The sequence below is a fragment of the Streptomyces sp. NPDC014656 genome (assembly GCF_043084305.1).
GTDB lineage: Bacteria > Actinomycetota > Actinomycetes > Streptomycetales > Streptomycetaceae > Streptomyces.
Map to the genome: position 1 here is coordinate 1 of NZ_JBIBZN010000022.1, position 25,666 is coordinate 25,666.

20 protein-coding genes are annotated in these 25,666 nt (G+C 75.2%); 13 read left to right on the forward strand and 7 right to left on the reverse strand.

Annotation, left to right across the window (positions count from 1 at the left end; all coding sequences use genetic code 11):
- Nucleotides 1-140: 140 nt before the first annotated feature.
- Nucleotides 141-1,250, forward strand: a complete 1,110-nt coding sequence (locus ACF1ED_RS33965) for a hypothetical protein (RefSeq protein WP_391767188.1) — start codon at nt 141-143, stop codon at nt 1,248-1,250.
- 29 nt (nt 1,251-1,279) lie between these two features.
- Here the strand turns inward: ACF1ED_RS33965 and ACF1ED_RS33970 are convergent, their stop codons facing one another.
- Nucleotides 1,280-2,509: a serine hydrolase domain-containing protein gene (locus ACF1ED_RS33970; RefSeq protein WP_391767190.1), complete on the reverse strand. Its 1,230-nt coding sequence runs from the start codon at nt 2,507-2,509 to the stop codon at nt 1,280-1,282.
- Nucleotides 2,510-2,884: 375 nt separating this feature from the next.
- Between ACF1ED_RS33970 and ACF1ED_RS33975 the strand changes: the two genes are divergently transcribed.
- The 4 genes from ACF1ED_RS33975 to ACF1ED_RS33990 all read left to right on the forward strand — a co-directional run bounded on the left by ACF1ED_RS33975 (nt 2,885) and on the right by ACF1ED_RS33990 (nt 9,075).
- Nucleotides 2,885-3,448: a PadR family transcriptional regulator gene (locus tag ACF1ED_RS33975; RefSeq protein ID WP_391767192.1), complete on the forward strand. Its 564-nt coding sequence runs from the start codon at nt 2,885-2,887 to the stop codon at nt 3,446-3,448.
- A 65-nt stretch (nt 3,449-3,513) separates the two neighbouring features.
- On the forward strand, nt 3,514-5,238 hold the full coding sequence (locus tag ACF1ED_RS33980) for an acyl-CoA dehydrogenase family protein (protein ID WP_391767194.1): 1,725 nt from the start codon (nt 3,514-3,516) through the stop codon (nt 5,236-5,238).
- Nucleotides 5,239-5,307: 69 nt separating this feature from the next.
- Entirely contained in the window at nt 5,308-7,014 is a 1,707-nt protein-coding gene (locus tag ACF1ED_RS33985; RefSeq protein ID WP_391767196.1) for a serine/threonine-protein kinase, read from the forward strand.
- A gap of 27 nt (nt 7,015-7,041) precedes the next feature.
- Entirely contained in the window at nt 7,042-9,075 is a 2,034-nt protein-coding gene (locus ACF1ED_RS33990) for a prolyl oligopeptidase family protein (RefSeq protein ID WP_391767198.1), read from the forward strand.
- 9 nt (nt 9,076-9,084) lie between these two features.
- On the opposite strand, the gene ACF1ED_RS33995 is transcribed toward ACF1ED_RS33990, so the two are convergent.
- Nucleotides 9,085-10,068 (reverse strand): LuxR family transcriptional regulator, encoded by a 984-nt coding sequence (locus ACF1ED_RS33995; RefSeq protein ID WP_391767200.1) that lies wholly within the window; start codon nt 10,066-10,068, stop codon nt 9,085-9,087.
- Nucleotides 10,069-10,219: 151 nt separating this feature from the next.
- Here ACF1ED_RS33995 and ACF1ED_RS34000 point away from each other — a divergent pair, with 151 nt between their 5' ends.
- The 8 genes from ACF1ED_RS34000 (at nt 10,220) to ACF1ED_RS34035 (ending at nt 17,187) form a co-directional block, all read left to right on the forward strand.
- Nucleotides 10,220-11,632: an aminopeptidase P family protein gene (locus ACF1ED_RS34000; RefSeq protein WP_391767202.1), complete on the forward strand. Its 1,413-nt coding sequence runs from the start codon at nt 10,220-10,222 to the stop codon at nt 11,630-11,632.
- A gap of 68 nt (nt 11,633-11,700) precedes the next feature.
- Nucleotides 11,701-12,618, forward strand: a complete 918-nt coding sequence (locus tag ACF1ED_RS34005; protein WP_391767204.1) for a glutaminase — start codon at nt 11,701-11,703, stop codon at nt 12,616-12,618.
- A 94-nt stretch (nt 12,619-12,712) separates the two neighbouring features.
- On the forward strand, nt 12,713-12,919 hold the full coding sequence (locus tag ACF1ED_RS34010; RefSeq protein WP_391767206.1) for a cold-shock protein: 207 nt from the start codon (nt 12,713-12,715) through the stop codon (nt 12,917-12,919).
- Nucleotides 12,920-13,059: 140 nt separating this feature from the next.
- A complete protein-coding gene (locus tag ACF1ED_RS34015; protein ID WP_391767208.1) occupies nt 13,060-13,632 on the forward strand; it encodes a GNAT family N-acetyltransferase in 573 nt (190 codons plus the stop codon).
- A 119-nt stretch (nt 13,633-13,751) separates the two neighbouring features.
- Nucleotides 13,752-15,185 (forward strand): rifampin monooxygenase, encoded by a 1,434-nt coding sequence (gene rox, locus ACF1ED_RS34020; RefSeq protein WP_391767210.1) that lies wholly within the window; start codon nt 13,752-13,754, stop codon nt 15,183-15,185.
- A 253-nt stretch (nt 15,186-15,438) separates the two neighbouring features.
- On the forward strand, nt 15,439-15,846 hold the full coding sequence (locus ACF1ED_RS34025) for an STAS domain-containing protein (RefSeq protein WP_391767211.1): 408 nt from the start codon (nt 15,439-15,441) through the stop codon (nt 15,844-15,846).
- Between the two features lie 184 nt (nt 15,847-16,030).
- Nucleotides 16,031-16,672 carry an isochorismatase family protein gene (locus ACF1ED_RS34030; RefSeq protein ID WP_391767213.1) on the forward strand — a complete coding sequence of 214 codons (642 nt, stop codon included), beginning with the start codon at nt 16,031-16,033 and terminating at the stop codon, nt 16,670-16,672.
- Nucleotides 16,669-17,187: a GNAT family N-acetyltransferase gene (locus ACF1ED_RS34035; protein WP_391767215.1), complete on the forward strand. Its 519-nt coding sequence runs from the start codon at nt 16,669-16,671 to the stop codon at nt 17,185-17,187. Before ACF1ED_RS34030 ends, ACF1ED_RS34035 begins: the two co-directional genes overlap by 4 nt.
- On the opposite strand, the gene ACF1ED_RS34040 is transcribed toward ACF1ED_RS34035, so the two are convergent.
- The 5 genes from ACF1ED_RS34040 to ACF1ED_RS34060 form a co-directional block, all read right to left on the reverse strand.
- Nucleotides 17,184-17,747, reverse strand: a complete 564-nt coding sequence (locus ACF1ED_RS34040) for a carboxymuconolactone decarboxylase family protein (protein WP_391767216.1) — start codon at nt 17,745-17,747, stop codon at nt 17,184-17,186. The genes ACF1ED_RS34035 and ACF1ED_RS34040 overlap by 4 nt on opposite strands.
- A gap of 99 nt (nt 17,748-17,846) precedes the next feature.
- Nucleotides 17,847-19,106, reverse strand: coding sequence for a cytochrome P450 (locus ACF1ED_RS34045; RefSeq protein WP_391767217.1), 1,260 nt, complete (start codon nt 19,104-19,106; stop codon nt 17,847-17,849).
- The gene (locus ACF1ED_RS34050) at nt 19,106-20,839 is read right to left on the reverse strand and encodes an FAD-dependent monooxygenase (RefSeq protein ID WP_391767218.1); all 1,734 of its coding nucleotides are present in this window, start codon (nt 20,837-20,839) and stop codon (nt 19,106-19,108) included. Before ACF1ED_RS34050 ends, ACF1ED_RS34045 begins: the two co-directional genes overlap by 1 nt.
- Before the next feature lie 4 nt (nt 20,840-20,843).
- Complete coding sequence (locus tag ACF1ED_RS34055) at nt 20,844-24,041, reverse strand: ferritin-like domain-containing protein (protein ID WP_391767219.1); 3,198 nt, start codon at nt 24,039-24,041, stop codon at nt 20,844-20,846.
- Entirely contained in the window at nt 24,038-25,648 is a 1,611-nt protein-coding gene (locus ACF1ED_RS34060; RefSeq protein ID WP_391767220.1) for a flavin monoamine oxidase family protein, read from the reverse strand. The genes ACF1ED_RS34055 and ACF1ED_RS34060 overlap by 4 nt, the downstream gene beginning before the upstream one ends.
- Nucleotides 25,649-25,666 lie beyond the last annotated feature (18 nt).

Below are 25,666 nucleotides of genomic sequence, written 5' to 3' on the forward strand. Positions count from 1 at the left end.
TGGTACTGCAGGGGGGACCCTGTGGGAGAGTAGGACGCCGCCGAACAATTTTTAGCCTCAACCCCCGGACACCGTCCGGGGGTTGAGGCATTTTTTATGCCCATTGCACGGAGTGATCGATTCCGGGAGGATTTCCTGCCGTGACTCTCTTTCTCGCCGTCGTGCTCGGCGTGCTCCTCGTCGCTCTTCACCGGCTCTTCGTCGTGCCCCGGCGTGCCGCGGCCTGGGCCGTCGAGCGGTTCGTCGCCTCCGATTACGGGCTGTCGCCCCGCGAGGCGCTCGATCCGCGTCGGGCCGGACCGCCGGCGCCGGCCCACCGGGCGCGGGAGCGGCAGGCCGTCGCCGACGCGGCGTGGCGCGGGGACTGGGAGCCGGCCGCCCGGTACGTACGCGCGGCGGGGGAGGACTGGGACGAGCGCTGGACCCGGATCGAGGTGCTGCAGCACGTCGCCCAGGAGGACGACTCCTGGCTCGACGCCTGGCGGGCCGCCGAGCCCGGGGACTGCGACGCCCGCACCCTGTACGCGAGCCTCCTGGTGCACCGCGCCTGGGCGATCCGGGGCAGTGGCTACGCCCACGAGGTCCTGGGCTACGACATGAACCGCTTCCGGGCGCTGCTCCCGGCCGCGATCGAGGAGGCGCGCAAGGCCTCGCTGCTGGAGCCCGCGAACCCGGGACCGTGGGTCGTCATGATCACGGCGGCGCGCGGAGCGCAGTACAACCCCCGGGAGTTCGCGGCGCTCTGGGACGAACTCGCGGCGCGGGCGCCGTACCACTACGAGGGCCACGGGCAGGCGCTCCAGTACTGGTGCGCCAAGTGGTTCGGCAGCGATCAGCAGATGATGGGCTTCGCCCGGCGCGCGGTTCGCAAGGCCCCGCCCGGCAGCCCGCTGGCCGGGATCTACCTGCACGCCGTGGGCGAACTGCGGGAACGTACCGCCTTCACGCTGCCCGCGGGGCCGATGGGCAGGCGGGTGCTGAAGCGGGTCGCCGCCTCCTTCGAGCGGATGGACCCCGACCACGAGCTCCTGCCGGGCCTCCGGCACCAGCTGGCGGACGCCATGCTCCGGTCCATGATGTACGGGCCCGCCCTGGACCAGTTCCGGCTGATCGGTCCGTGGTGCGGGGCCGGGCCCTGGCGGAAGGGCGGCGACCCGGTCATCGCCTTCGAGACGGCGCGCGGGACGGCCGCGAGGCTGTCCCGCGTCCGTCCCGCGCCCGCGCCGAGGGTGCACGACATCGGCCGCTGAGCGGCGAGCCGGGCCGGCCGTCCTCCGGCTCAGTCGTCCAGGGCCTGGTAGAGGGTCGTCCAGAAGTCGTGGAAGAGGTGGGCGGGGGCCGGGACGGAGGTGCCGGTCTGGGTGAGGAGTATGCCGGTGAGGCCGTTCACCGGGTCCGCGTACGTCGAGGTGCCGCTCCCGCCGTCCCAGCCGAACTGGCCGACGGGGGCGTAGTCGCCGCGGTGGGTGCGGACGGCCATGCCGAAGCCCCAGCCGCCGTGCTGGCCCTGGCCGAAGGAGACGTGGACGTTGTCGGTGGCCAGCTTGTGGCGGGCGGCCTGCTGTTCGGGGGTGAGCCGGTTGGTGGTCATCAGCTCCACGGCGGGGCGGGAGAGGATGCGCTCGGTGCCGTGCAGGCCGCCGGCGAGCAGCATGCGGAAGTAGGCGTGGTAGTCGTCGGCGGTGGAGTTCAGGCCGCCGCCACCGCCCTGGAAGGCGGGCGGCGCGCTGTGCCGGCCGCCCTCGGCCTCGTCCCAGACGTGGAACTCGCCGGTCGCCGGGTCGGGGGCGTACAGCGGGGGCAGCCGGTGGATCCGGTCGGCGGGGACGTGGAAGCCGGTGTCCTTCATGCCCAGCGGCTCGAAGAGGCGCTCGCGGAGGAAGGTCTCGAAGGACCGGCCGGAGACGCGGGCGACGAGGACGCCGAGCAGGTCGCTGCTGATGTGGTACTGCCAGCGCTCGCCCGGCTGGTGCATCAGCGGCAGCGCGCCGAGGCGGCGCATCCACTCGTCCGGCTCGGGCATCGGCACGGGCAGGTTGGGCGTGAGTCCCTGCTCGAAGACCGCGTTCATGATCGGCGTGCCCAGGGACGTCAGGTCCATGCCGAGGCCGAAGGTCGAGGTCAGCACGTCCCTGACGGTGATCGGCCGACGGGCCGGCACGGTCTCGTCCAGCGGGCCGTCGACGCGCTTCAGCACCTGTCGGCCGGCGAGTTCGGGAAGCCAGGGGTCGACCGGGTCGTCCAGCCGGAGCCGGCACTCGTCGAGGAGGATCATCGCCGCCGCCACCGTGACGGGCTTCGACGTCGACGCCATCCGGAAGACGGTGTCCCGGGCCATCGGCGCGCCGCCGTCGTGGCGCATCGTCCCGAGCGCCTCGACGTGCGTCGCGTCGCCCCGCCCGATCAGGGCGACGAGCCCCGGGATCCTGCCCGACTCGACGTGGCGCGCGAGCACCTCGCGCACCCGCCGCAGCCCCGCCTCGGAAAAGCCTTCCTTGGTCATGCCCATGGTGATCTCCCCGTCCGTGGATGTCGGTGAACCGCCGAACGCCTGCGACGCTACATTGCGTTTCTATATTCGGCAACGCAATGGGATGGCAGCTGGGCTGTCCCTGCTGGTCAATAGGGGGAGATCGTTGCAATGGAGCTGGCCTTGAATGCAATGCGCCCGTGCGTACCGGTCGGCGTGCGCGTCCGCGTCGATCTCGACGTGGTCGTCGGCCGGGGCGACTTCGGCCCGGCCCGGCTCCGGCCCCCACCGGCCGGGTCTTCGCGCCGCGGGAGGGCGGCCGGCCCGCCCGGGGTCGCCTCCGCCGCCGTGAGGCGCGTCTCATCGGAGGGCGGTCGCCTTGCTATGCAACCAGTTGCATAGAAAGATCGGGGCATGGCGCTCGAACACGCGATCCTCGTGTCCCTGCTGGAGCGGCCCGGGTCCGGATACGAACTGGCCCGGCGCTTCGAGCGGTCCATCGGCTACTTCTGGACCGCCACCCACCAGCAGATCTACCGCGTGCTCAAACGCATGGAGAACGACGGCTGGGTCACCTCCCGGGAGGTGACCCAGCACGGGCGGCCGGACAAGAAGGAGTACTCCGTCGCCGACCTCGGGCACGCGGCGCTCAGCTCCTGGCTGCACGAGCCGATCGAGCCCGAGAGCGTCCGCCACGACCTCGCCGTGAAGATCCGGGGAGCCGCCTTCGACGACCCGGCCGGCCTCGTCCGCGAGGTCGAGCGGCACCGGCGGGCGCACGGCGACCGCCTCGCCCACTACCTGGCCGGCGAGGAGCGGGACTTCCCCCCGGCGCCGGCGGACGGCACCCCGGCGGACGGCGCCCCGCCCGACGCCGAGCGCGAGCTCCAGCACGTCGTGCTGCGCGGCGGCATCGCGTACGAGCGGATGATGATCGCCTGGCTCGACGACGTCCTCGCCACCCTGCGCAGGTTCTGAACGCCCTGCGGCAGGCCCCACCCACCACCCTCACTTCCACCCTCACCCTCCAAGGCGGTTACCCCATGGCCGACGCCCTGCTGTTCAACCCCCGCACCTACGACCCCGCGCACTTCGACCCCGAGACCCGCAGGCTGCTGCGCGCCACGGTCGACTGGTTCGAGGAGCGCGGCAAGCGCCGGATCATCGAGGACTACCGCACCCGCGCCTGGCTCGGAGACTTCCTGGCCTTCGCCGCGAAGGAAGGACTCTTCGCCACCTTCCTCACCCCCGCCACCGAGGCCGGCGAGGGGCGGGGCGACAAGCGCTGGGACACCGCCCGCATCGCCGCCCTCAACGAGATCCTCGGCTTCTACGGGCTCGACTACTGGTACGCCTGGCAGGTCACCATCCTCGGCCTCGGCCCGGTCTGGCAGAGCGACAACGCCGCCGCCCGCGCCCGTGCCGCCGAACTCCTCGACCAGGGCGAGGTGTTCGCCTTCGGCCTCTCGGAGAAGGCGCACGGCGCCGACATCTACTCCACCGACATGCTGCTCACCCCCGACGGCGAGGGCGGCTTCCGCGCCACCGGCTCCAAGTACTACATCGGCAACGGCAACGCCGCCGGCCTGGTCTCCGTCTTCGGCCGCCGCACCGACGTCGAGGGCCCCGACGGCTACGTCTTCTTCGCCGCCGACAGCCGCCACCCGGCCTACCGCCTGGTCAAGAACGTCGTCGACTCCTCGAAGTTCGTCAGCGAGTTCCGCCTGGAGGACTACCCGGTCACCGCCGCCGACGTCCTGCACACCGGCCGTGCCGCCTTCGACGCCGCCCTCAACACCGTCAACGTCGGCAAGTTCAACCTCTGCACCGCCTCCATCGGCATCTGCGAGCACGCGATGTACGAGGCCGTCACCCACGCCCAGAACCGGATCCTCTACGGCCGCCCGGTCACCGCCTTCCCGCACGTGCGCCGCGAACTCACCGACGCCTACGTCCGGCTGGCCGGCATGAAGCTCTTCAGTGACCGCGCCGTCGACTACTTCCGCACCGCCGGACCCGACGACCGCCGCTACCTCCTCTTCAACCCCATGACGAAGATGAAGGTGACCACCGAGGGCGAGAAGGTCATCGACCTCATGTGGGACGTCATCGCCGCCAAGGGCTTCGAGAAGGACAACTACTTCGCCCAGGCGGCCGTCGAGATCCGCGGCCTGCCCAAGCTGGAGGGCACGGTCCACGTCAACCTCGCCCTGATCCTCAAGTTCCTCCGCAACCACCTCCTGGACCCGGTCGACCACCCGGCCGTCCCCACCCGCCTCGACGCCGCCGACGACGCCTTCCTCTTCCGCCAGGGCCCCGCCCGCGGCCTCGGCTCCGTCCGCTTCCACGACTGGCGCCCCGCCTTCGACGCGTACGACCGTCTGCCGAACGTCGCCCGCCTCCGCGAACAGGCCGACGCCCTCTGCGACTTCGTCCGCACCGCTGCCCCGGACGAGGCCCAGAGCCGCGACCTCGACCTGCTCCTCGCCGTCGGCCAGCTCTTCGCGCTCGTCGTCCACGCCCAGCTCGTCCTGGAACAGGCCGCCCTCACCGGACTCGACGAGGACGTCCTCGACGAGCTCTTCGCCGTCCTCGTCCGGGACTTCTCCGGCTACGCGGTCGAGCTCCACGGCAAGGACTCCGCCACCGGGGCGCAGCAGGCCTGGGCGCTCGGAGCGGTCCGCCGCCCCGTCGTCGACGAGGCCCGCACCGCCCGCGTCTGGGCCCGCGTCGAGGCCCTCTCCGGCGCGTACGAGATGAAGGCCTGACCCCGCCGGTCCGGGCGGTCCGGCCGCCCGGACCCCGGCTGTCACCGGGGACCCCTACGATGATCGCTCATGAGCACGAATGACGACGACGGCAGACCCCTCGTCGACGGACGGTTCCGGCTGGTCTCCCGGCTCGGAAGCGGCGGCATGGGCACCGTGTGGCGGGCCCGCGACATCGCCCTCGACCGGGACGTGGCCCTCAAGGAGGTCCGCCCTCCGGACCCGGCCGTCGAGGAGGCGAATCCCGGCCTCACCGCCCAGATGCGGGCCCGGGCCGTCCGCGAGGCCCGGGCCCTCGCCCGGCTCTCCCACCCGCACGTCGTGACCGTCCACCACATCGTCGAGCCCGCCGACGGCTCGGCCCCCTGGATCGTCATGGAACTCGTCGAGGGGAACTCGGTCGCCGACCGGCTCGCCGCCGGGCCGATGCCCGTCCCCGAGGCGATCGCCCTCGGCCGGCAGGTCCTCGGCGCGCTGCGCGCCGCACACGCGGCCGGCATCCAGCACCGTGACGTCAAGCCCGCCAACGTCCTGCTGCGCGCCGAAGGCGGCGCCGTGCTCACCGACTTCGGCATCGCCGTCTTCGACGAGTCCACCTCCCGGCTCACCGCCTCCGGCGACCTCATCGGCTCCGCCGAGTTCATCGCCCCCGAGCGGGTCCGCGGCGAGGAGGGCAACCCGGCCTCCGACCTGTGGTCCCTCGGCATGCTCCTGTACGTGGCCACCGAGGGCCACCATCCGCTGCGCCGCGCCACCAGCCTCGCCACCGTCGTCGCCGTCCTCGACGACCCGATCCCGGCGCCGGTCCGCTCAGGCGCCCTCGCCCCCGTCCTCACCCGGCTCCTCGTCCGCGACCCGGCCCTCCGGCCGGACGGCGCGCTCCTCGACCGGCTGCTCGCCGAGGCGCAGACCGCCGCCGGCGGTGCCGTCGCCGACGCCGTACCCCCGGGCTTCGGCCCGCCGGACCCGGGCGCTTACCCGCCGCCCCCGGCCCGCCCGTACGCCCACCCCGCCTACGGGCGGCCCGCCGAGGACCACCCCGGCCGTCCCGCGCCCACCCGGCGCAGGCGCCTCGCCACCGTCGCGGGCGGCCTGGTCCTCGCCGCCGCCCTGCTGGCCCTCGGCATCGCCCAGTTCCTTCCGAACGGCGGCGGCGACGGCGGCAAGGGAGGGGGCACCGGCCTCGGCACGGGCACCAGCACCGGCGCCGGTGACGGCAAGCGGACCGGGACCACCGACCGCACCACCGCACCGGAGGGGACGACCGGCACCGGCACCGGCACCGGCAAGGAGAGCCCCACGACCACCGCCCCCGCCGCCGGCTCCCTCCTCACCCCCGCCGGCGTCCGCACCGCCCTCGCCGCCTTCCGGGAGGCCACCGGCGTCTCCACCATCAAGCAGGTGTTCGTCTACGACGAGTACGCCATCGCCGAGATCCCCACCAAGGAGGGGGCCAAGACCTACGACCGCTACCAGTACCGGGACGGCGAGGTCAGCAAGCAGGGCGCCGGAGGCACCATCCTCGCCTCCCGCCCCGACGACCAGCCCTTCGACCCGTCCCGCATGCCCTGGGACGACCTGCCGGCCCTGGCGCAGCGCGCCGACCGCGAGCTCAAGGTCGACGCGCCCCTCACCCGGTACCTGATCGTCCACCGCTGGACCTTCAACGACAACCGCCCCACCCTCCTCGTCTACCGCACCAACGACTACAACGCCACCGGCTACCTCGCCGTCGACGCCGACGGCAAGGTGGTGCACAAGCTGACCGCCGACTGAGTCACCACCGGCGTGCGCCGGGGGACAATGTCCGGCGTGAACCATGACGACCCGTACCTGTGGCTGGAAGACGTCGACGGCGAGGAAGCCCTCGCCTGGGTGGCCGAGCGGAACGCCGAGACGGAGGCCGAGCTCGCCTCCGGCCCCGGCTTCGACGCCTTCGCGGAGCGCCTGCGCGAGGTGCTCGACGCCGTCGACCGCATCCCGTACACCACCCGCCGAGGCCCGTACCTCTACAACTTCTGGCAGGACGCCGAGCACGTACGGGGCCTGTGGCGGCGCACCACCCTGGAGCAGTACCGCAAGGACGCCCCGGAGTGGGAGACGCTGCTCGACGTGGACGCGCTCGCCGAGGCCGAGGGCGAGAAGTGGGTGTGGGCCGGCGCCCGGGTCCGGCGGCCCGACCACGAGCGGGCGCTGGTCAGCCTCTCCCGCGACGGCGGCGACGCCGTCGTGGTCCGGGAGTTCGACCTGCCCTCCCGCGCCTTCGTCGCGGACGGCTTCACCCTGCCCGAGGCCAAGACCAGCATCGGCTGGGCCGACGCGGACACCGTCTTCGTCGGCACCGACCACGGCCCCGGCTCCCTCACCGACGCCGGCTACCCGCGCACGGTCCGCCGCTGGCGGCGCGGCACCCCGCTCGCCGAGGCCGTCACCGTCTTCGAGGGCGAGCCCTCCGACGTCTCCGCCTGGGCCTGGCACGACGCCACCCCCGGCTTCGAGCGCGACTTCGTCGGCCGCTCCCTCGACTTCTTCCGCAGCGAGACCCACCTCCTCACCGCCGACGACCGGCTGGTGCGGATCGAGGTCCCGGAGGACGCCGAGGTCTACGCCCACCGCGGGCACCTGGTCGTCACCCTCAAGTCGCCCTGGCTCGGCCACCCCGCGGGCTCGCTCCTCGCCTTCGGCTTCGACGCCTTCCTGGCCGGCGACCGCACCGCCGAGGCCCTCTTCACCCCCGACGGGCGGACCGCGCTCGCCGGGCACTCCTGGACCCGCCACCACCTGGTCCTGGAGACCATGCGGGACGTCAGCACCCGCATCGAGGTGCTGACCCCGCGCGAGGAGGGCGGCTGGTCGCGCGCCCCGCTCGCCGACGTGCCCCCGCTGTCGGCCGTCGGCGTCACCGACACCGACCCGGACGTCTCCGACGAGTACTTCCTCGACGTCTCCGGTTTCCTCCAGCCGTCCACGCTCACCCGCGGCACCATCGGCGGCGACAGCGAGATCCTGCGCCAGGCGCCGGCCCGCTTCGACATCACCGGGCTCGCCGTCGAGCAGGCCTTCGCCACCTCCGACGACGGCACCCGCGTCCCTTACTTCGTGATCGGCCCCGACCGGTCCGGCGACCGCGCGGAAGGCCCCGGCCCCACCCTGCTCTACGGCTACGGCGGCTTCGAGGTCTCCCTCACCCCTTCGTACGCGGCGCTCACCGGCCGCGGCTGGCTGGAGGGCGGCGGCACCTACGTCATCGCCAACATCCGGGGCGGCGGCGAGTACGGCCCCGCCTGGCACCAGGCCGCGCTCGGCGCCCACCGGCACCGGGCCTTCGAGGACTTCGCCGCCGTCGCCCGGGACCTCGTGGCCCGCGGCATCACCACGCCCGGCATGCTCGGCGCCGCCGGCGGCAGCAACGGCGGCCTCCTCATGGGCGCCATGCTCACCCGCTACCCCGAACTGTTCGGCGCCATCGTCTGCCAGGTGCCGCTGCTCGACATGGTCCGCTTCCACAAACTGCTCGCCGGCGCCTCCTGGATCGCCGAGTACGGCGACCCCGACGACGAGGCCGACCTGCCGCACCTGCGGGAGCTCTCGCCGTACCACCGGCTCACCGCCGACGCCCCCTACCCGCCCGTGCTGCTCACCACCTCCACCCGCGACGACCGGGTCCACCCCGGGCACGCGCGCAAGGCGGCGGCGCGGCTGCGCGAGCTGGGCCACCGGGTGCTCCTCCACGAGAACACCGGCGGCGGCCACGCGGGCGCCACCGACAACGCGCAGGCCGCCCGCAACAAGGCCCTGATGTACACCTTCCTGCGCAAGCACCTGACAGAGGGGTGAGGGGCGGGCTCAGAGCCAGCCGTGCCGCTGCGCCTGGAGCGCCAGCTGGAAACGGTTCGCCGCGCCCAGCCGGGCCATCAGGATCTGGATCCGGCGGAAGAGGGTGCGGCGGCTGACGCCGATCTCCCGGGCGATCACCTCGTCCGCCGCGCCGCCGGCCAGCAGCCACAGCAGCCGCCGGTCGGCCGGCGCGAGCCCGCCGGGGAGGGCGGTGCGGCCGTGGAAGGGCAGCGCGTCCCGCCAGGACTGCTCGAAGAGCGCCACCAGCGCCGAGAGCAGTCCGCACGGCTGCACCACCAGCATCGTGCTGTGCACGTCGGCCTCCCGGATCGACAGCGAGACCAGCGCGTACGCGTCGTCGATGATCACCAGCTTCACCGGCACGGACGGCAGCACCCGGGCCTGCTCGCCCGCCGCGACCACCGGCTCGATCGACTCCTCCAGGTGCCCCGGCTGCTCCAGCGAGGCCCGGGAGTAGATCACCCGCTGGGTCACCCCCCGGGCGAGGGTGGCCAGCGCGTCGTCGGTCGAGCCGGGGATCGGGAAGTACGGCGGCGAGTCCAGCTGCCGGATCTGCTGCCGGGCGCTCGCCCACGCCTGCCGCATGCGCGGCCCGATCGCCTCCCCGGTCACGACCTCCACCAGGTCGTCGTCGTGCGCGGCCAGCCGCCGGCGGCGGAAGGACTCGAAGGCGCCGCCCACCGTGATCCGCGACTCGTCCAGCTCCGCCGCCCGGTGCCGGCCCAGGACCTCCAGGCCCGCCGCCGGAGGCACCGGCGCCACCGTGCCGCCGCCGTCGACCACCGGGCTCGCCAGCCCCGCGTCGACCAGCTCGCCGTACGCCTCCGCCAGCGCCGGCCCGTCGAGCCCGGCCGCCGCGCCGACCGCGGGCAGCGGCGCGGGAGCCCGCTCCAGGAGGGCGCGGTAGACACGCGCGGCCGTCTCGCCGAGGCCCAGGAGGCGCAGCGCCTCGCCCAGTTTCGCGTTCGCCATGGGACCCATTCTCCGGCCGCTCCGGACCGCCCGGTGTCCGATCCGTGCCACTGGCACCATCCGGCCCCACGGCGTCCCCGGGCGGGCTACGGTCCGTGAGCCGCCGACGACCGGCGGTTTCCCGCAGGCACTCTCGACGAAGGAGCACGACGTGGCGAAGGGTCGCAAGAACGGCCTGTACGGCGGCATCTCCGAGGAACTGTCCGCGCTGATGCGGACCGGCTGGGCCGACACCGAGCGGCACGACCTGGAGCGGGCCGAGCAGGCGCCGTACGCCGCCGCCCGCCGCGCCGCGCTCTCCGCGCGGTTCCCCGGCGAGCGCCTGGTGATCCCCTCCGGCAACCTCAAGGTGCGGTCGAACGACGACACCTACCCCTTCCGTCCCCACTCCGCCTACGTCCACATGACCGGCGACCAGGCCCGCGACTGCGCCCTCGTCATGGAGCCGCGCGAGGACGGCGGCCACGACGCCTACGGCTACGTCCTGCCCCGGGACGGCCGCGACGACGACACCTTCTGGATCGGCTACACCGCCGAGCTGTGGATGGGCCGTCGGCTCTCCCTCGCCGAGGCCGAGCGCGTCCTCGGGCTGGCCTGCCGTGACGTCCGCGACCTCACCGGCCACCTGGCCGCCGGCGCCGGCGTGCCCACCCGCGTCCTCCGCGGCGTCGACGCCGCCCTGGAGGCGGCCGTCACCACCGACGAGGAGCGGGACGCCGAGCTGGAGGACGTCCTCAGCGAGCTGCGCCTGGTCAAGGACGCCTGGGAGATCGGCGAGCTGCGCAAGGCCGTCGACTCCACCGTCCGCGGCTTCACCGACGCCGTCGGCGACCTCTCCACCGCCGTCGCCACCTCCGAGCGGTGGATCGAGGGCACCTTCTTCCGCCGCGCCCGCCTGGAGGGCAACTCGGTCGGCTACGGCTCCATCTGCGCCGCCGGCGAGCACGCCACGATCATGCACTGGACCTCGAACGACGGCCCGGTCCGTCCCGGCGAGCTGCTGCTCTTCGACGCGGGCGTGGAGACCCACTCCCTCTACACCGCCGACGTCACCCGCACCCTCCCCATCAGCGGCACCTTCACCCCCCTCCAGCGGCAGGTGTACGACGCCGTGTACGAGGCGCAGCAGGCGGGCTTCGACGCCGTGAAGCCCGGCGCCCCCTACCGCGCCTTCCACGAGGCGGCCCAGCGGCACCTGGCGGCGAAGCTGGTGGAGTGGGGCTTCATCGAGGGGCCGGTGGACCGCGCGTACGAGCTGGGCCTCCAGCGGCGCTTCACCATGGCGGGAACGGGCCACATGCTCGGTCTCGACGTGCACGACTGCGCCTCCGCGCGCAACGAGGAGTACGTCGACGGGGTCCTGGTGCCGGGCATGGTCCTGACCGTCGAGCCGGGCCTCTACTTCCAGCCCGACGACCTGACCGTGCCCGCCGAGTGGCGCGGCATCGGCGTCCGCATCGAGGACGACCTGCTGGTCACGGAGGAGGGGCACGAGAACCTGTCGGCCGGGCTGCCCCGCACCTCCGCCGAGGTGGAGGAGTGGATGGCCCGCGTCGCGGGCTGAAACCCCGGGCGCGCGCTGGGGGCGCGGGCCGGCGGACGGGAGCGGCCGTCGGGCTGCATGATGTGATCATGATGCAGTCGTTCCTGCCCGTCCTCGAACGCGTCGCCGAGGAGATCGAGGGCCTGACCGGCCGGGGCCGCCCGGCCGACTACATTCCGGCGCTCGCGGCGGCCGACCCGCGCCGGTTCGGGATGGCCGTCGCGGAGGTGGACGGCAGCGTGTACGGGGTGGGGGAGTGGCAGCAGCCCTTCTCCACCCAGTCCGTCACCAAGGTCTTCACCCTGGCGCTCGCCCTCGCCAAGGAGGGCGACGCGCTGTGGGGGCACGTGGGCCGCGAGCCGTCCGGCAACCCGTTCAACTCGCTGGTGCAGCTGGAGTACGAGCAGGGCATCCCGCGCAACCCGTTCATCAACGCGGGCGCCCTCGTCGTCACCGACCGGCTCCACCGGCTCACCGGCGACGCCTCCGGCAGCCTGCGGGACTTCCTGCGCGCCGAGAGCGGCAACGACGACCTCGACTTCGACCGGGACGTGGCCGCCTCCGAGACCGAGCACGGCGACCGCAACGCCGCCCTCGCCCACTTCATGGCCTCGTACGGCAACATCGCCACCCCCGTCCCCACCCTCCTGCGCGAGTACTTCCGGCAGTGCTCGATCGAGGCGTCCTGCGCCGACCTCGCCGTCGCCACCGGCTTCCTGGCCCGGCACGGCATCCGCTCCGACGGCAGCCGGCTGCTGACCCGCAGCCAGGCCAAGCAGATCAACGCCGTCATGCTCACCTGCGGCACCTATGACGCCGCAGGCGACTTCGCCTACCGGGTGGGGCTGCCCGGCAAGAGCGGTGTCGGCGGCGCGATCATCGCGGTGGTCCCCGGCCGCTGCACCCTGTGCGTGTGGAGCCCCGGCCTCGACGAGCGGGGCAACTCGGTGGCCGGCGTCGTCGCCCTGGACCGCTTCACCACCATCACCGGCCTCTCCGTCTTCTGACCCGCCGCCGGTCCGGGCCCGGCTGGCGGAGCCGGCCCGCACGGGGTACACCTCCGGTGGGGCGCCGTGAGCGCCCGGAGCGAGGGAGGTCGCCGTGGACAACCGCACCACCGGGTTCGTGCAGTCCTTCAACCGCCGCGCCGGCTACGGGTTCGTGCTGCCCGTCGGATCCGAGGACCCCGTCTTCTTCCGGGCGGAGGACGTCGAGGGCGGCGTCCGCTCGCTCTCCGAGGGGCAGCAGGTCACCTTCGTCCTGGTCCTCGGCGAGGGCCGTTTCGAGGCGCGCGAACTGCGCACCTGACCCCGTCGCGACTCCCCCGTACGGAGCAGCCGGGCCGCGTCGGGCCCGTCATCGGCCCGGCGCGTCCCGGGGGCGGGACGGATCCGTGGGACCGTGCCGTACGGCCTGCCGGCGCGCCGCGCCCGTGCCAGGGTGGGGCCATGAGCATCGAAGTGCGCCCGGCCTCCGTCTACGAGGACGTCCGTGCCGTGATCGGCCCCAAGTCGCCCACCGCGAACGTGTGTTTCTGCCTGAGCTACCGGATCCCCTCGAAGCTCAACAACGAGCTGCGCGGTCCGGAGCGGGGCGCGTACGTCGCCGGCCTGTGCGACCGGGAGCCCCCGCCGGGCGTCCTCGCCTACGACGGCGACGAGCCCGCGGGCTGGGCCGCCGTGGCGCCGCGCTCGGAGACGACCTTCGCCCACAGCCGGAAGATCCCCCACGTCGACGACCTGCCGGTCTGGTCGCTCTGGTGCGTGCGGGTCCGTCCGGGCCACCGGAAGCGGGGCGTCAGCCACGCCCTGATCGAGGGCGCCGTGGAGTTCGCCCGCGCGCACGGGGCGCCGGCGGTGGAGGCGTACCCGCTCGACAACGGCGAGGCGCGCGTGGACATGATGATGGCGTACGCGGGGCTGCGGAAGAACTTCGAACGGGCCGGGTTCGTGAAGGCCGCGGACACCGCCTCGGTGCTCGCCGGCCACCCCCGGATCCTCATGCGGCTCGATCTGCGCTGAGCGGTGATCCGGCGGTCCCTCTCCCTCTTCAACGTATAGCGCACGGGGGGCCTTGCGGCAAGGCCCCCGGAATGACGGAGAATCGGCGGCTGAACAGCGCAAACAGATGGGGGAACGCCATGTTCGATGCCGATGTCCTCGTGATCGGCGGGGGGCCGACCGGGCTCACGCTCGCGTCCGAGCTGAGGCTGTGGGGCCTCACGCCCCTGATCCTGGAGAAGGAGGCCGAGCCGAGCGGCCACAGCCGCGCGCTCGGACTCCACGTCCGCAGCATCGAGGTGATGGACCAGCGCGGTCTCCTCGACCGCTTCCTCGCCCGCGGGCAGCAGTACCGCGTCGGCGGTTTCTTCGCCGGACTCGGCACCAGCTGGCCCGAGGGACTGGACACCGCCCACTCCTACGTCCTCGGCATCCCGCAGAACGTCACCGAGGAGCTCCTCGACGAGCACGCCCGCGAACTGGGCGTGGAGATCCGGCGCGGCCGGGAGCTCGTCGGGCTCGTCCAGGACGGCGAGGGCGTGACGGCCGAGCTCGCCGACGGCACCCGGCTGCGCGCCCGCTGGCTGGTCGGCTGCGACGGCGGCCGCAGCACCGTGCGCGCCCTGACCGGGATCGGCTTCCCGGGGCTGCCCGCGCGGTACGAGACGCTGATCGCGGAGGTGCGGATCGGGGTCCCGTGGGAGGAGGTCGTCCCGGTGGTGGCCGAGGTCCGCAAGACCCAGTCGCGGTACGGCGTGATGCCGCTCGGCGACGGGCTGTTCCGGGTGGTCGTGCCCGCCGCCGGGCTCTCCGGCGACCGGTCCGCGCCGACCCTCGACGAACTGAGGGAGCGTCTGACGGCCGTGGGCGGCACCGACTTCGGGGTGCGCGAGCCGCGCTGGCTGTCCCGCTTCGGCGACGGCACCCGGCAGGCCGAGCGGTACCGCGAGGGCCGGGTGCTGCTGGCGGGCGACGCCGCCCACATCCACCCGCCGACCGGTGGGCAGGGCCTCAACCTCGGGGTGCAGGACGCCTTCAACCTCGGCTGGAAGCTGGCCGGGGAGGTGCTCGGCTGGGCGCCGGACGGCCTGCTCGACACGTACCACTCCGAACGCCATCCGGTCGCCGCCGCCGTGCTCGACAACACCCGCGCGCAGATGGAGCTGATGTCCGAGGAGCCGGGGGCGCGGGCGGTGCGCCGGCTGCTCGCGGAGCTGATGGACTTCGACGAGGTCAACCGCTTCCTGATCGGGAAGCTCACGGCGATCGACCTCCGCTACGACTGCGGCGAGGGCCACCCGCTCCTCGGCCGGCGCCTGAAGGACGTGCCGCTGAAGGAGGGCCGGCTGTACGAGGCGGCCCGCGCCGGGCGCGGTCTCCTCCTGGACCGCACCGGGACGCTCGCGGTGACGGGCTGGGAGGACCGCGTGGAGCTCGTCACCGGTGCCGGTGACGAGCCCGACGTGCCGGCGGCGCTGCTGCGGCCGGACGGGCACGTGGTCTGGGTCGGCGACGACCCGGCGGGGCTCCGGGAGGGGCTGGAGCGGTGGTTCGGGGCGCCTTCCGCCCCCTGACACCGCCGTGTCGGCCCGCCGTCCGCCTCCTCCGTGAGCGAGGAGGGCGGCGGGCCGTCGCCGGGTGGGGCCGGCACGTCGGTGGCGGGTGGCGTTCGCACGTCGGTGGCGGGTCGCGCTCGTACGACTGAGCGACAAACTCCTGGACGCGCATTCACTGGATGGGGTGACTGAGGCCGAGGTGAAACGTCCCTCCCGCCCACCCTGCGGCCAGGCTCGTCGTGACACTTGGACCCACCCTGTGGAGCGTCCGATGCAGTTGATCCCCCGTCACGACCCCCACCTCTCCGTCCGGAAGGCAGGCGCCCTGACCGTCGCCGTCCTCCGCGGCGAACTGGACCTCGTCCTCGTCCGCCATCTGCGGCCCGAACTCGACGCCCTGGTCCGCGAGGCCGACGCCCTGGCCCTCGACATCCGCGCGCTCGGCTTCTGCGACGCCACCGGCCTCGGGCTGCTCGCGCACTGCGCCCGGAGCGCGCGCGGGCGCGGGGCGCACTTCCAGCTCGTCTGCGACCAGCGGTGGATCCTGCGCCTGGTCCGCCTCACCGGCCTCGACGACCTGCTGCGCCCCGAGCCGGCCCTGCGTCCGCTGCCCTCTCCCGCGGTGCCCGCGCCACCGCCGTCCTCCGGCCCCCGCGCCCGGGCGGAGCACCCCGTCTGAGGCCCCGCGATCCGGTCCGTGCCGCACGCGCGGGTCCACGCCCGGACGAGGCCGGGGCCGAGCGGGGCGGGCCGGGCGGTGCCGGGAAGGGAAGGGCCGGATCGAGCGGGGCCGGGCCGGGAGGGGCCGGCCGTTCCCCCGAAACTCCGTGGAGCGGCCGGGCCGGGCGCGTGATGATGGCCGGATGATCACGCCGCCTCCACCTTCGCCTCCGCCTCCGCCGACTCCGTCCTCCCTCCCGCCGGTGGACACGCTCCTCGTCGTCGACGTCCAGTCGGCCTTCGTCACCGGCGACGGCGCCGTGCCCGACGCCGCCCGGCTCGTCGACCGCACCGCCGGGCTGATCGCCCGGGCCCGTGCCGCCGGCGCGCTCGTCGTCCACCTCCAGAACGACGGGCCGCCCGGCGGGGAGGACGAACCCCACACCCCCGGCTGGGAGTTGCACCACCCCGTCGGGCCCGGTCCCACCGAGGCCGTCGTCCGCAAGCCGCACGACGACGGCTTCCGGGACACCGGCCTCGGCGACCTGCTCGCCCGGTACGGCACCCGGGCCGTCGCCGTGTGCGGGGTCATGTCGGAGATGTGCGTCCAGGCCACCGCCCGCACCGCCCTCGACCGCGGCTACCGCGTCGTCGTCCCGCACGACGCCCACGCCACCCAGGACTGCCCGGCCGTCCCCGGCGTCGCCGACGCCGTCCCGGCCGCGGTGGTCTCCCGCGTCGCCGCGTACGCCCTGGGCTCCGACGCGGAGGTCACCGTCCCGGCGGCCGCCGTCTCCTTCGCCCCGTCGCCGGGGGCCGACGCCGTGCGAGGATCGGCCGCATGACCGGACTCCGCCTCCGCCGTGCCGGCGAGGCCGACCTCGCCACCCTCGTCCGCCTCCGCGACGACGCCGCCCGCTGGATGCTCGACCGGGGCATCACCGGCCAGTGGCGGCCCGGGGAGCTGGGCGAGGACCACTTCCGCCGGATCATGGCCCGCGGCGAGGTCTGGCTCGCGGAGGGCGGCGGGCGCGTCGCCGGCGCCTGGGAGCTGTGGTGGGACGACGAGGACGCCTGGGGACCGCGGCCGCCCGACGCCGGCTACGTCCACCGGCTCATGGTGGACCGCGCCGCCGCGCCCGGGACCGGGCGGCTGCTGCTCGCCGCCGCCGAGGACCGGGTCGCCGGGGCCGGCCGTACCCGGGCGCGCCTGGACTGTCTGGCCACCAACCCGAAGCTCACCGCCTACTACCGGGACGCCGGCTACCGCGCCGTCGGCAGGAAGGACGGCAAGCCGCAGCCGGGCGGGCCGGCCAAGTCCTTCATCCTCATGGAGAAGGAACTCCCGCCGCCCGCCTAGGGCTTCGCCGTCTCCCCGTCGGAGTCCGGCTGGATGCCGGCGAGGAGGTTGAAGGCACCGGTGAGCAGGTTGAGGCTGACCACCCCCACCACCTCGGCGATGATCCGGTCGCTCCAGCCGTGTGCCCGCACCTCGGCGACGTCCGCGTCGCCGAGCGCGCCCGGCTCGGCGAGGACCTTGAGGGCGAGTCCGATGAGCGCCGCCTCGCGCGGATCGGTGGAGGTGCCCTGGCGGGCCAGGGAGACGTCCGCCTCGGTCAGTCCGGCGGCCCGGCCCGCCGACTCGTGCGCCTCGCGGCAGGTGCCGCAGCCGATCCACTCCTGGACGGCGAGCGACAGCTTCTCGCTGAGCGCGCGGGGGATCTTCACGCGCTTCATCGCCCGGGACAGGCTCAGGTAACCCTCGATCACGGCGGGCGAGTTGGCCATCGTGGAGACCATCTCGCCCGCCGAGCCGTGCCGTTCGACGATGTCCCCGAGGAGTTCGCGGGCCCGCCCCTGGGCCTGGTCGGGGGTGAGCGCCGGCAGGCGGCGGGTGACGGCGGTGCTGGTCGTGGTCATGCGTTCCTCCTCTTCATACCCGTGGGGGGTATAACGGAAGGGTGGGGGAGATCGTTCCCGGGTGCCGTCTCCGTCTCGTTCCCCCTCCTCGTCCCCTCCTCACGCGGCCCGTGCGTCCCGGGCCCGGAGCACCAGCCGGGACGGCCCGTGGAAGACCCAGTCCGGGGCGTACTCCACCTCGACGAGCGGGCGCGCCCCGGGCCGGAGCAGGGGGAGCCGGTCCAGCAGCACCCCGAGGCCCGTCTCCGCCTCCAGACGGGCGAGCGCCGCCCCCGCGCAGTAGTGGATGCCGAGGCCGAAGGCGCAGTGCCGGCCGGTGGCCCGGCGCACGTCCAGCACGTCCGGGTCGCGGAAGCGCGCGGGGTCGCGGTGGGCCGAGCCGAGCACCGCCACCACCCGGTCCCCGCGCCGGACCCGCCGCCCGCCCAGCTCCGTCTCCCGCCACGCCCAGCGGGTCACCATCTGCACCGGCGGGTCGAAGCGCAGGAACTCGTCGACCGCGCCCGCCAGGAGTCCCGGATCCGCGCGGAGTTCCGCCCCGGTCCCGGGCCGCGCGAGGAGCGCGAGCACCGCCTTCCCGAGGAGCCCGGTCGTCGTCTCGTGCCCGGCCGTCAGCAGATGGACGCAGGTCGACGCGAGCACGCCCGGCGTCAGGGCGGGGTCCTCGCGGGCGGCCTCCGCCAGTGCCCCCATCAGGTCGCGCGGCTCCCCGCCGGCGGCCCGCCGGGCCGTCAGCTCGACCGTGAAGTACCGCTCCAGCTCTCCCGCCGCCCGGTCGGCGCGCGCCAGCCCCGCCGGAGAACGGTCGCCCCGGGTGCCGCCCGCCTCCTGGAGCGCCAGCGCCCGCTCCCTGAACCACGGCCACAGCCGCCCCTCCACCCCCAGCACCCGCGCGATGACGAGCAGCGGGAACGGCGCCGCGAACCCCCGCACCACATCGACGACGGGCCGCCGCGCGAGCGGTCCGGCCAGCTCCTCGGCGATCGACCGCACGACCGGCCGCAGCCCCGCGACGGCCGCCGTCCCGAGCGGCGGGCTCACCCGGGCCCGCAGCCGGGCGTGCCGGGGCGGGTCGAGGAAGACCAGCCAGTTCTCGACGACCCGCCGCAGCGTCTCGTACCCCTCCGGTATCGGAGCCGCCCGCCCGGTCAGCGGCGACCGCCGCCGGTACGCACGCTCCGTCAGCACCCGGGCCGCCTCCGCGTACCGGAACAGGTACCAGGTGGTGGGCCCGGCCGCGCCGCCGGACGGCCGCACCGCGTGCACGGGGTCCCGCTCGCGGTACCGGCGGTAGACCGGGTACGGATCGGCCAGCTCCAGCCGCCCGGGACCGAAGGGCGGCAGGGCGTCCGCGCCCATCACCCGCTCCCTTCCCGCCGCGTCCCGCCCGCGCCGGGCCCGGCGCCCCGCACCAGGTCGGCGAGCGCACCGGGATCCGGGGGCGGGTGCTGCCCGCGCCAGGCGACGTGACCGTCCGGGCGGACCAGTACGTACGGGTGCCCGTACCGCCGCCGCACCTCGTCGCCGGGCGGAGCGGTCCGCACCCCCAGCGGCACCCCCCGGTCGGCGAACGCCCGTACCGGTCCCTCCGCGTCCTCCCCGGCGGCGGCTTCGGGGCGGAGCAGGGTGAACGTGCGGCCGAAGAGGTCCAGGGCGGACCGTCCGGGCCCCAGCCACACGTGCGGGGCGCGCCCGCCGGGCACGGCCGCACGGTGCCAGCCCGGTTCGTCACGGCCGTCGCGCGCGGGCGGCGCGGCCTCCGTGTCCCCCGTGTCCTCCGCGTCCTCCCCGGCGATCAGCGGCGACCGGTAGCGGTGGGCGAAGTGGGCGTCCGGCGCGTCGAACTCGCGGCGCGGGTCGGACGCGGCGATCCGCCGCCCCAGCTCCGCGCGGGCCTCCTCGCCGCGCGGCGAGTCCTCCAGGAGCACCGGCGCGAGGCTCCGGTCCAGGGTGCGGCGCAGGTTGCGGTGGCTCTCCTCCAGGCCGGCGAGGGCGACCGGACGCCGCTCGGTCTCGTACGCGTCGAGCAGGCCGGGCCCCGCCCAGCCCGCCAGTTCGGCGGCGAGCTTCCAGCCGAGGTCGGCCGCGTCCCCGATCCCGGTGGCGAGTCCCAAGCCGCCGGAGGGGGAGAGGGTGTGCGCCGCGTCGCCGGCGAGCAGCACCCGGCCGTCGCGGTAGCGGGCGGCGACGCGGTGGGTGAGGTGCCACTCGGTCTCCGACAGGATCTCCACCGGCACGTCCACGGCGAGCGCCCGGCGGACCACCGCAGGCGCCGCGGCCGGGCCCGGGGGACAGGTCAGCCGGTACAGGTCCCGGCCGTCCACGGCCCGCAGCGGATAGCGCAGTCCGCCCGGCTCGGTCACGAAGTGGACCAGGGCCGCCCGGCCCCCGAGCCGGGCCGCGAGGCCCGGCGCCCGGAAGAGGACGTTCCGCAGGGTCCGGGTGGCGTGCCGCTCGGGTGCCGCGATCCCGCACGCCTTCCGCACCGGCGAGGCCGCCCCGTCGCAGCCCACCAGGTACCGGGCGCGCACCGTCGTCCGCACCCCCGCCGCGTCCGTCAGGGAGGCACGCACCCCGTCGGGCGTCCGGTCGAACCCGGTCAGCCGGGTCCCGAGCCGCACCGGGCCGTCCGGCCGCACGCCGAGCCGCCGGGTCAGCAGCGGGACGAGCCAGTGCTGGGGGCAGATCGCCTCGGGCTCCGGCGTGTGCGCGGGCGGCCGCCGTCCGGCGGTGGTGCCGAACCGCAGCCGGTGCAGCTCGTGCCCGCCGACCGCCGTCACCCAGGCCACGTCCAGGGTGTGATCCGGCGGCCAGCCCGCGCCCCGGATCGCGTCCGCCACGCCCCAGCGGCGGAACAGCTCCATCGCCCTCGGCCCCACGGTCGACACCTTCGGATGGGTGACCCGGCCGTCCCCGGCCTCCACCAGCACGAAGCGGACGCCCCGCCAGGCCAGGTCGAGCCCGAGCGCGAGCCCCACGGGACCGCCGCCGACGATCAGCACCTCCGTCTCCTCCACGGGCCCGGAACCGGTGCCGGAGGGCGCGTCCCCCTCCGGCCCTCCGCGGTCCGCCGTCCTTCCCGTCACCGCCATCGGCTCACCTCCTCCCTTCCGCCGCGAAGTGCTCCGCGTACCAGGCCATCAGCTCCGGCACCCGGTCCGGGACGCCCGGGCACTCCCGGGCCATCGCCGCCAGGTGCCGGAAGCGCATCGCGAATCCGCGCCGGGCCACGTCCGGCCGGGCGATGTGCGCGGGCGGCTCCTCCAGCTCGAAGGACGGGCCCGCCGTCCGCCCCCGCCAGCCCGAGTCGAGGGTGACGAGGAGTTCGGCGAGCGGCCGCATCATCCCGGTCATCACGTCGATCGAGGCGTTCATCAGCCGGGAGCGGCGCAGGCTCGCGTCCGGGCTCTCCCCGAAGTGCTGGACCATCAGCTGCAGCATCAGGAAGTAGCTGCGGTTGAACAGCCGCAGCACCTGCCGGGCGTGCGCGTCGAGCACGGCGGGCCGCCCCGGATGGCCGGGGTCGGCCGTCGGGTTGCGCAGCGCCGGGTGGGCCGGCTCCCAGGGCGCCCCCTGCCCGCCGGGCCCGTCGGCCCGTTCGGTCATGAGGAGTTCGGCGAGCCGCACGAAGGTCTCGTGGTGCGAGGGACCGCCGTCCCCCGGCGCGTCGAGGACCCCGCCCTCGCCCTGCTCGGTGACGAAGTCGATCGCGAAGAGCGCGCTCGACAGGTCGTCCACCTCCAGCTGGTAGTCCGGGTGGACGGAGTCGACGGCCGCGCCCAGGAAGAGGTGGTGCTCGCCGCCGCCCCTGCCCCGCTCGACCAGGAACAGGTCGGGCACCCGGGCCAGCCCGTCCCGGATCGCCGCGTACAGCTCGCTCGGCGACCCGAAGGGCACCCCCGCGCGCGTGCCGGACCCCGCCGGTACCGGGCCGGCGGCCCCGGTCGCCGTCGCGGCGCCCGCCAGCCGCTCGGGCCGCTCGATCGCGATGAACCGCTGGAGGCTGCCCAGGTGCAGCGGCTCCAGGGCGAAGTCCAGCGGCAGCGGCAGCCGGCCGGGCGTCCCGAAGTCGATCGCCGGCACGTGGAAGGGCTCGCCCATCGCCATCAGCACGTTGTTGACGACCAGGAAGTGGACCATCTCCTCGCGGGCCACGTCGAGGAGGCTGTCCCGGATGCCCTTCGCCAGGGTCTCCCCGCCGTCCCCGCAGGCCAGCCGGAGCTGCCGGGGCGTCCACCTGCCGCCGCGCACGTAGGAGAAGCCCGTGCCGTGGGTCGGGACCGTGTAGGCGGCGTAGAGGTACTGCAGCGAGGTCGCCAGCTCCACGGTGACCGCCTGCCACAGCGCCGCGCGCAGCTGGGCCCGGGTGGTGATGCGCGGCTCCGCCGTCCGGCGCGGCGCGGGGGCCGCCGGGGCGTGCGGGAGCGCCGCCGCCGCGCTCCGGGAGCGCAGGTACGCGAGGAGCAGCCGCGCCTTGGGCAGCGTCAGGTCCCGGGTCGGCGGCATGTAGTAGGTGCGGTCCTTGTTGGCCGGGTCGCACATCTGCCAGACGAGCTTCGCGTACGTCTCCACCTTGCAGCGGTCGGCCAGGCTGAACACCTCGTCCCGCATGAAGGGGAACAGCTGCTCGTAGTACGCGAACACCTCGCGGTGCAGCAGGTCGAAGCCGACCTCGGAGGGCAGGACCGCGTCCAGGTGCCAGTCGTCGGGCAGCACCCGCACGGCGGCGGTCCCCGCCCACGCCCAGAACCCGAGCGCGTCGTCGTGGTCGTAGCATCCGGCCGCCGAGCCGGGCGCCGCCGCGTCGACCGGCGGCAGGTCCTCGGGCCCCGTCGCGAACAGCAGCCGCGCGGTCCCCGCCCGCGCCCCGGAGACGGTGAACCAGCCGTGCCCCTCCGCGTCCGTGGCGATCCGGCACACGGCCCCCGCCGCCTCCGGCCCCGCCGCCTCCGAGGCCTTGCGGTCGCCCGACCGCCCGGCCCGGAGCCGTACGACGGTGACGTCCCCGGTCCGGGCGAGCGGGCCCGACGCCGCCGGATCCAGCGGCAGCGCGCGCGGATTGGGGTACTGCCGCACCTCCAGCGCGGGGAGCGGCCCGGGCCGGCCGCGCAGGAAGCTCCGGAGCGGCACCTCGACGGCGTGCTCGTCGCCGCGCTCGGCGTCCGGATGGTCCAGGATCAGCGCCGCGTCGTCGGTGAGCACCACCGCCTCCCGCTCCCGCAGGACGACCCCTCCGCCGTCCCGCACCACCACGAGCCCCTCCTCTCCGGCCCGCCGCACGGCCTCCTCCGACACCGCCGGCACGGTCGCCACCGCCCCGCCCCGGAACCCGCGGGGCAGCACCGCGACCGTCAGTCCCGACCCCGCCGTCCGCAGCTCCAGGACAGGCCCGTCGCCACCGTCCGCCGCCCCGCGCGCGTACGGCTCGTTGACCACGACCCCCTCGGGGCCGATCCGCACCGTGCACGGCCCGGGCCGATCGGCGCCGCCGTCCGCCCCGTACGGGACGAGCAGCCGGCCCGCCGGATGGCTGCGCGGCTCGCCGGGGCTCCACGGCGCCACGACGCCCCGCAGCCGCCACCGCTGCGGCGCGTCCCCGCCCCCGTCCTCGTCCGCCGCCACGGCCTCCAGGGTGAACTGGACGAGGAGCGCCCCGCCGTCCCGCTCCGCCACGGCCGCGCGCAGCGCCCGCACCACGGGGGAGTCCACCGCCCCCGCCGGCCAGTCGAGCCCGTCCTCCGCCCCGGCCACGCACTGGTGGAGCGAGCGGGCCACCGGCCGGAAGCCCTGCCAGCGCGGCGGCATGAAGCCGCGCAGGCCGCCCAGGCAGGCATAGCCCGCGTCGTGCGAGCGGCCCTCCCGTCCGAAGGCGAACCGGCCGCCCATCAGCGTCGCCGTCCACGCGGACGCCGGATCGACGTCGAAGACCCGCGCCCGGTTGACCGTCGTCCCCAGGTAGGGGTTGTGATGGCCCCACAGGTCCACCGAGCGGCCCGTCAGCGGATCCGACCGGTCCACGCGGCCCGCCGTCCGCTCCGTCCCGGTGACCCTGGCCTCCCACACCAGGTGCCCGTTCCCCGAGAAGTGCCCGCCGCGCGCCCCCCGTTCCGCCAGGTGCGCGTGGTAGCCGGCCGCCGGGCCCGCCACCCCGAACGGCTCCGGCGGAGCGCCCGCGCCGCCGTCCCGCAGCGCCGTGTGGGAGGCCAGGTCCACGAGCCCGGACCGGGGCCCGGTGGGCAGCCGGGTCAGCGCCGTGCCGGCGAAGTGCACCCGGGGCAGGTCGAAGACGCTCACGCCGCCTCCAGCCCGGCCGGCGCCGCAGCGCCCCGCCACCGCTCGTCCCGTCCCCGCCCGCCCCGCCGTTCGTCCCGCCGTTCGTCCCGCGCGATCAGCCGCACCGCCTCCAGGGCCGACTCCACCGCCCCCTCGATCCACGCCGGTTCCGTCGCGCAGTGCTCCCCGGCGAAGAACATCCGGCCCTGCGGGCGCAGCGCGCGCAGCCGCTGCTCCTCCCGGCCCGCCGGATCCGCGCCCCAGCGGATCGTGCAGCCGCCCCGCGTCCACGGATGACCGCCCCAGGCCAGGCTGGCGACCCCGCGCACCATCCCGCGCCGCAGCAGCTGCGGGTGCATCCGGCCCAGCTCCTCGACGACCGCCCGGTGCCGGTCGGGGGCGGGCAGCGCGCCGAGCACGTCGGCGTCCTCGCCGATCGTGTAGCTGGCGAGCAGGGCGGCGCCGAGCGCGGCTTCCCCGGCACTCCCGGCTCCGGCCGGTGCGGAGGTCGGGTAGTACGTCTGCCGGATCCGGCCGCCGCTGAAGGAGGCGCCGCCCCGGATGCCCTCCCGCTCCCAGAACGGCTCCCGGCAGTGCACGGCCACCTTGGTGGCCGGGCAGTAGACGACCTCGCGGACGGCGGCGAGCTTGTCCTCGTCGAAGCCCGCCAGGGGAAGCTCCCTGAGCACCGAGAAGGGCACCGTGCACAGCACGTAGTCGCAGCGCCTGACCCGTGCCGCCGCCCCGGCGCCGAGCCGCACGCGCACGTGGTCGGAGGCGAGTTCGAAACCGGTCGCCCGCTGACCGAGCCAGATCGGACCCCGGATCCGGGCGGCGAGCCGCTGCACCAGCTGGTCCATGCCGCAGGCGAGCCCGACGAGACCGGGGCTGGTCTCGGTCAGGATGTCGTCGAGGAAGCCGTCCAGCCGGCTGCCGCAGCCGGCCCGGATCCCCGGATGGGCCGCGAACAGCCCGTGCACGTCGATCCGGTCCTTGCCGCCGCCCCGCAGATGGGGCGTCAGGTCGATCTCGTCCACCAGACCGAGCAGCCGTCCGCCCAGGTCGGCCCGGAGCCCGTCCCGCAGCGCGGGCGGGGCGACGGCGTCGACCACCGCCGCGAGCCAGGCGCCGAACACCACGGTCTCCTCCCGGAACCCGGCCGGCCCCAGCGAGGACCGCACCTCGGACACCAGGGCGCGCGGCGCGTCCCGCAGCCGGACGTGCCCGCCGCCGGTCGCCAGGAAGGCGTTCTCCTCCGACAGCAGCGTGCGGAAGGGGCGCACCTGGTCGGCGAGCCCGAGGTGGGCGACGTACCCCATGGTCCGGTGGTGCGCGGTGGGGATCCGCATCGCGCCCAGCTCCACGAAGGGGGCGCCCTCCTGCGCCCCGAAGCGATGGGTGCGCACCCGCCCGCCGAGCCGCAGGCTCCCTTCGAGGACCTCGACGCGGAAGCCGAGCCGCTCCAGCTCGTAGGCGGCGACGAGCCCGGCCATCCCCGCCCCCACCACGGTCACCGTGCCGTCGGCACGGGGACGCCGGCGGGCCTCCGGCACGCGGAGCGGCTCGGCGGCGGGAAGGGACGGCGGGGACGGGAAGGGCTGGGGGGCGGCGGCAGGACTGGTGGACATCAGGATCCGACTCCCGAT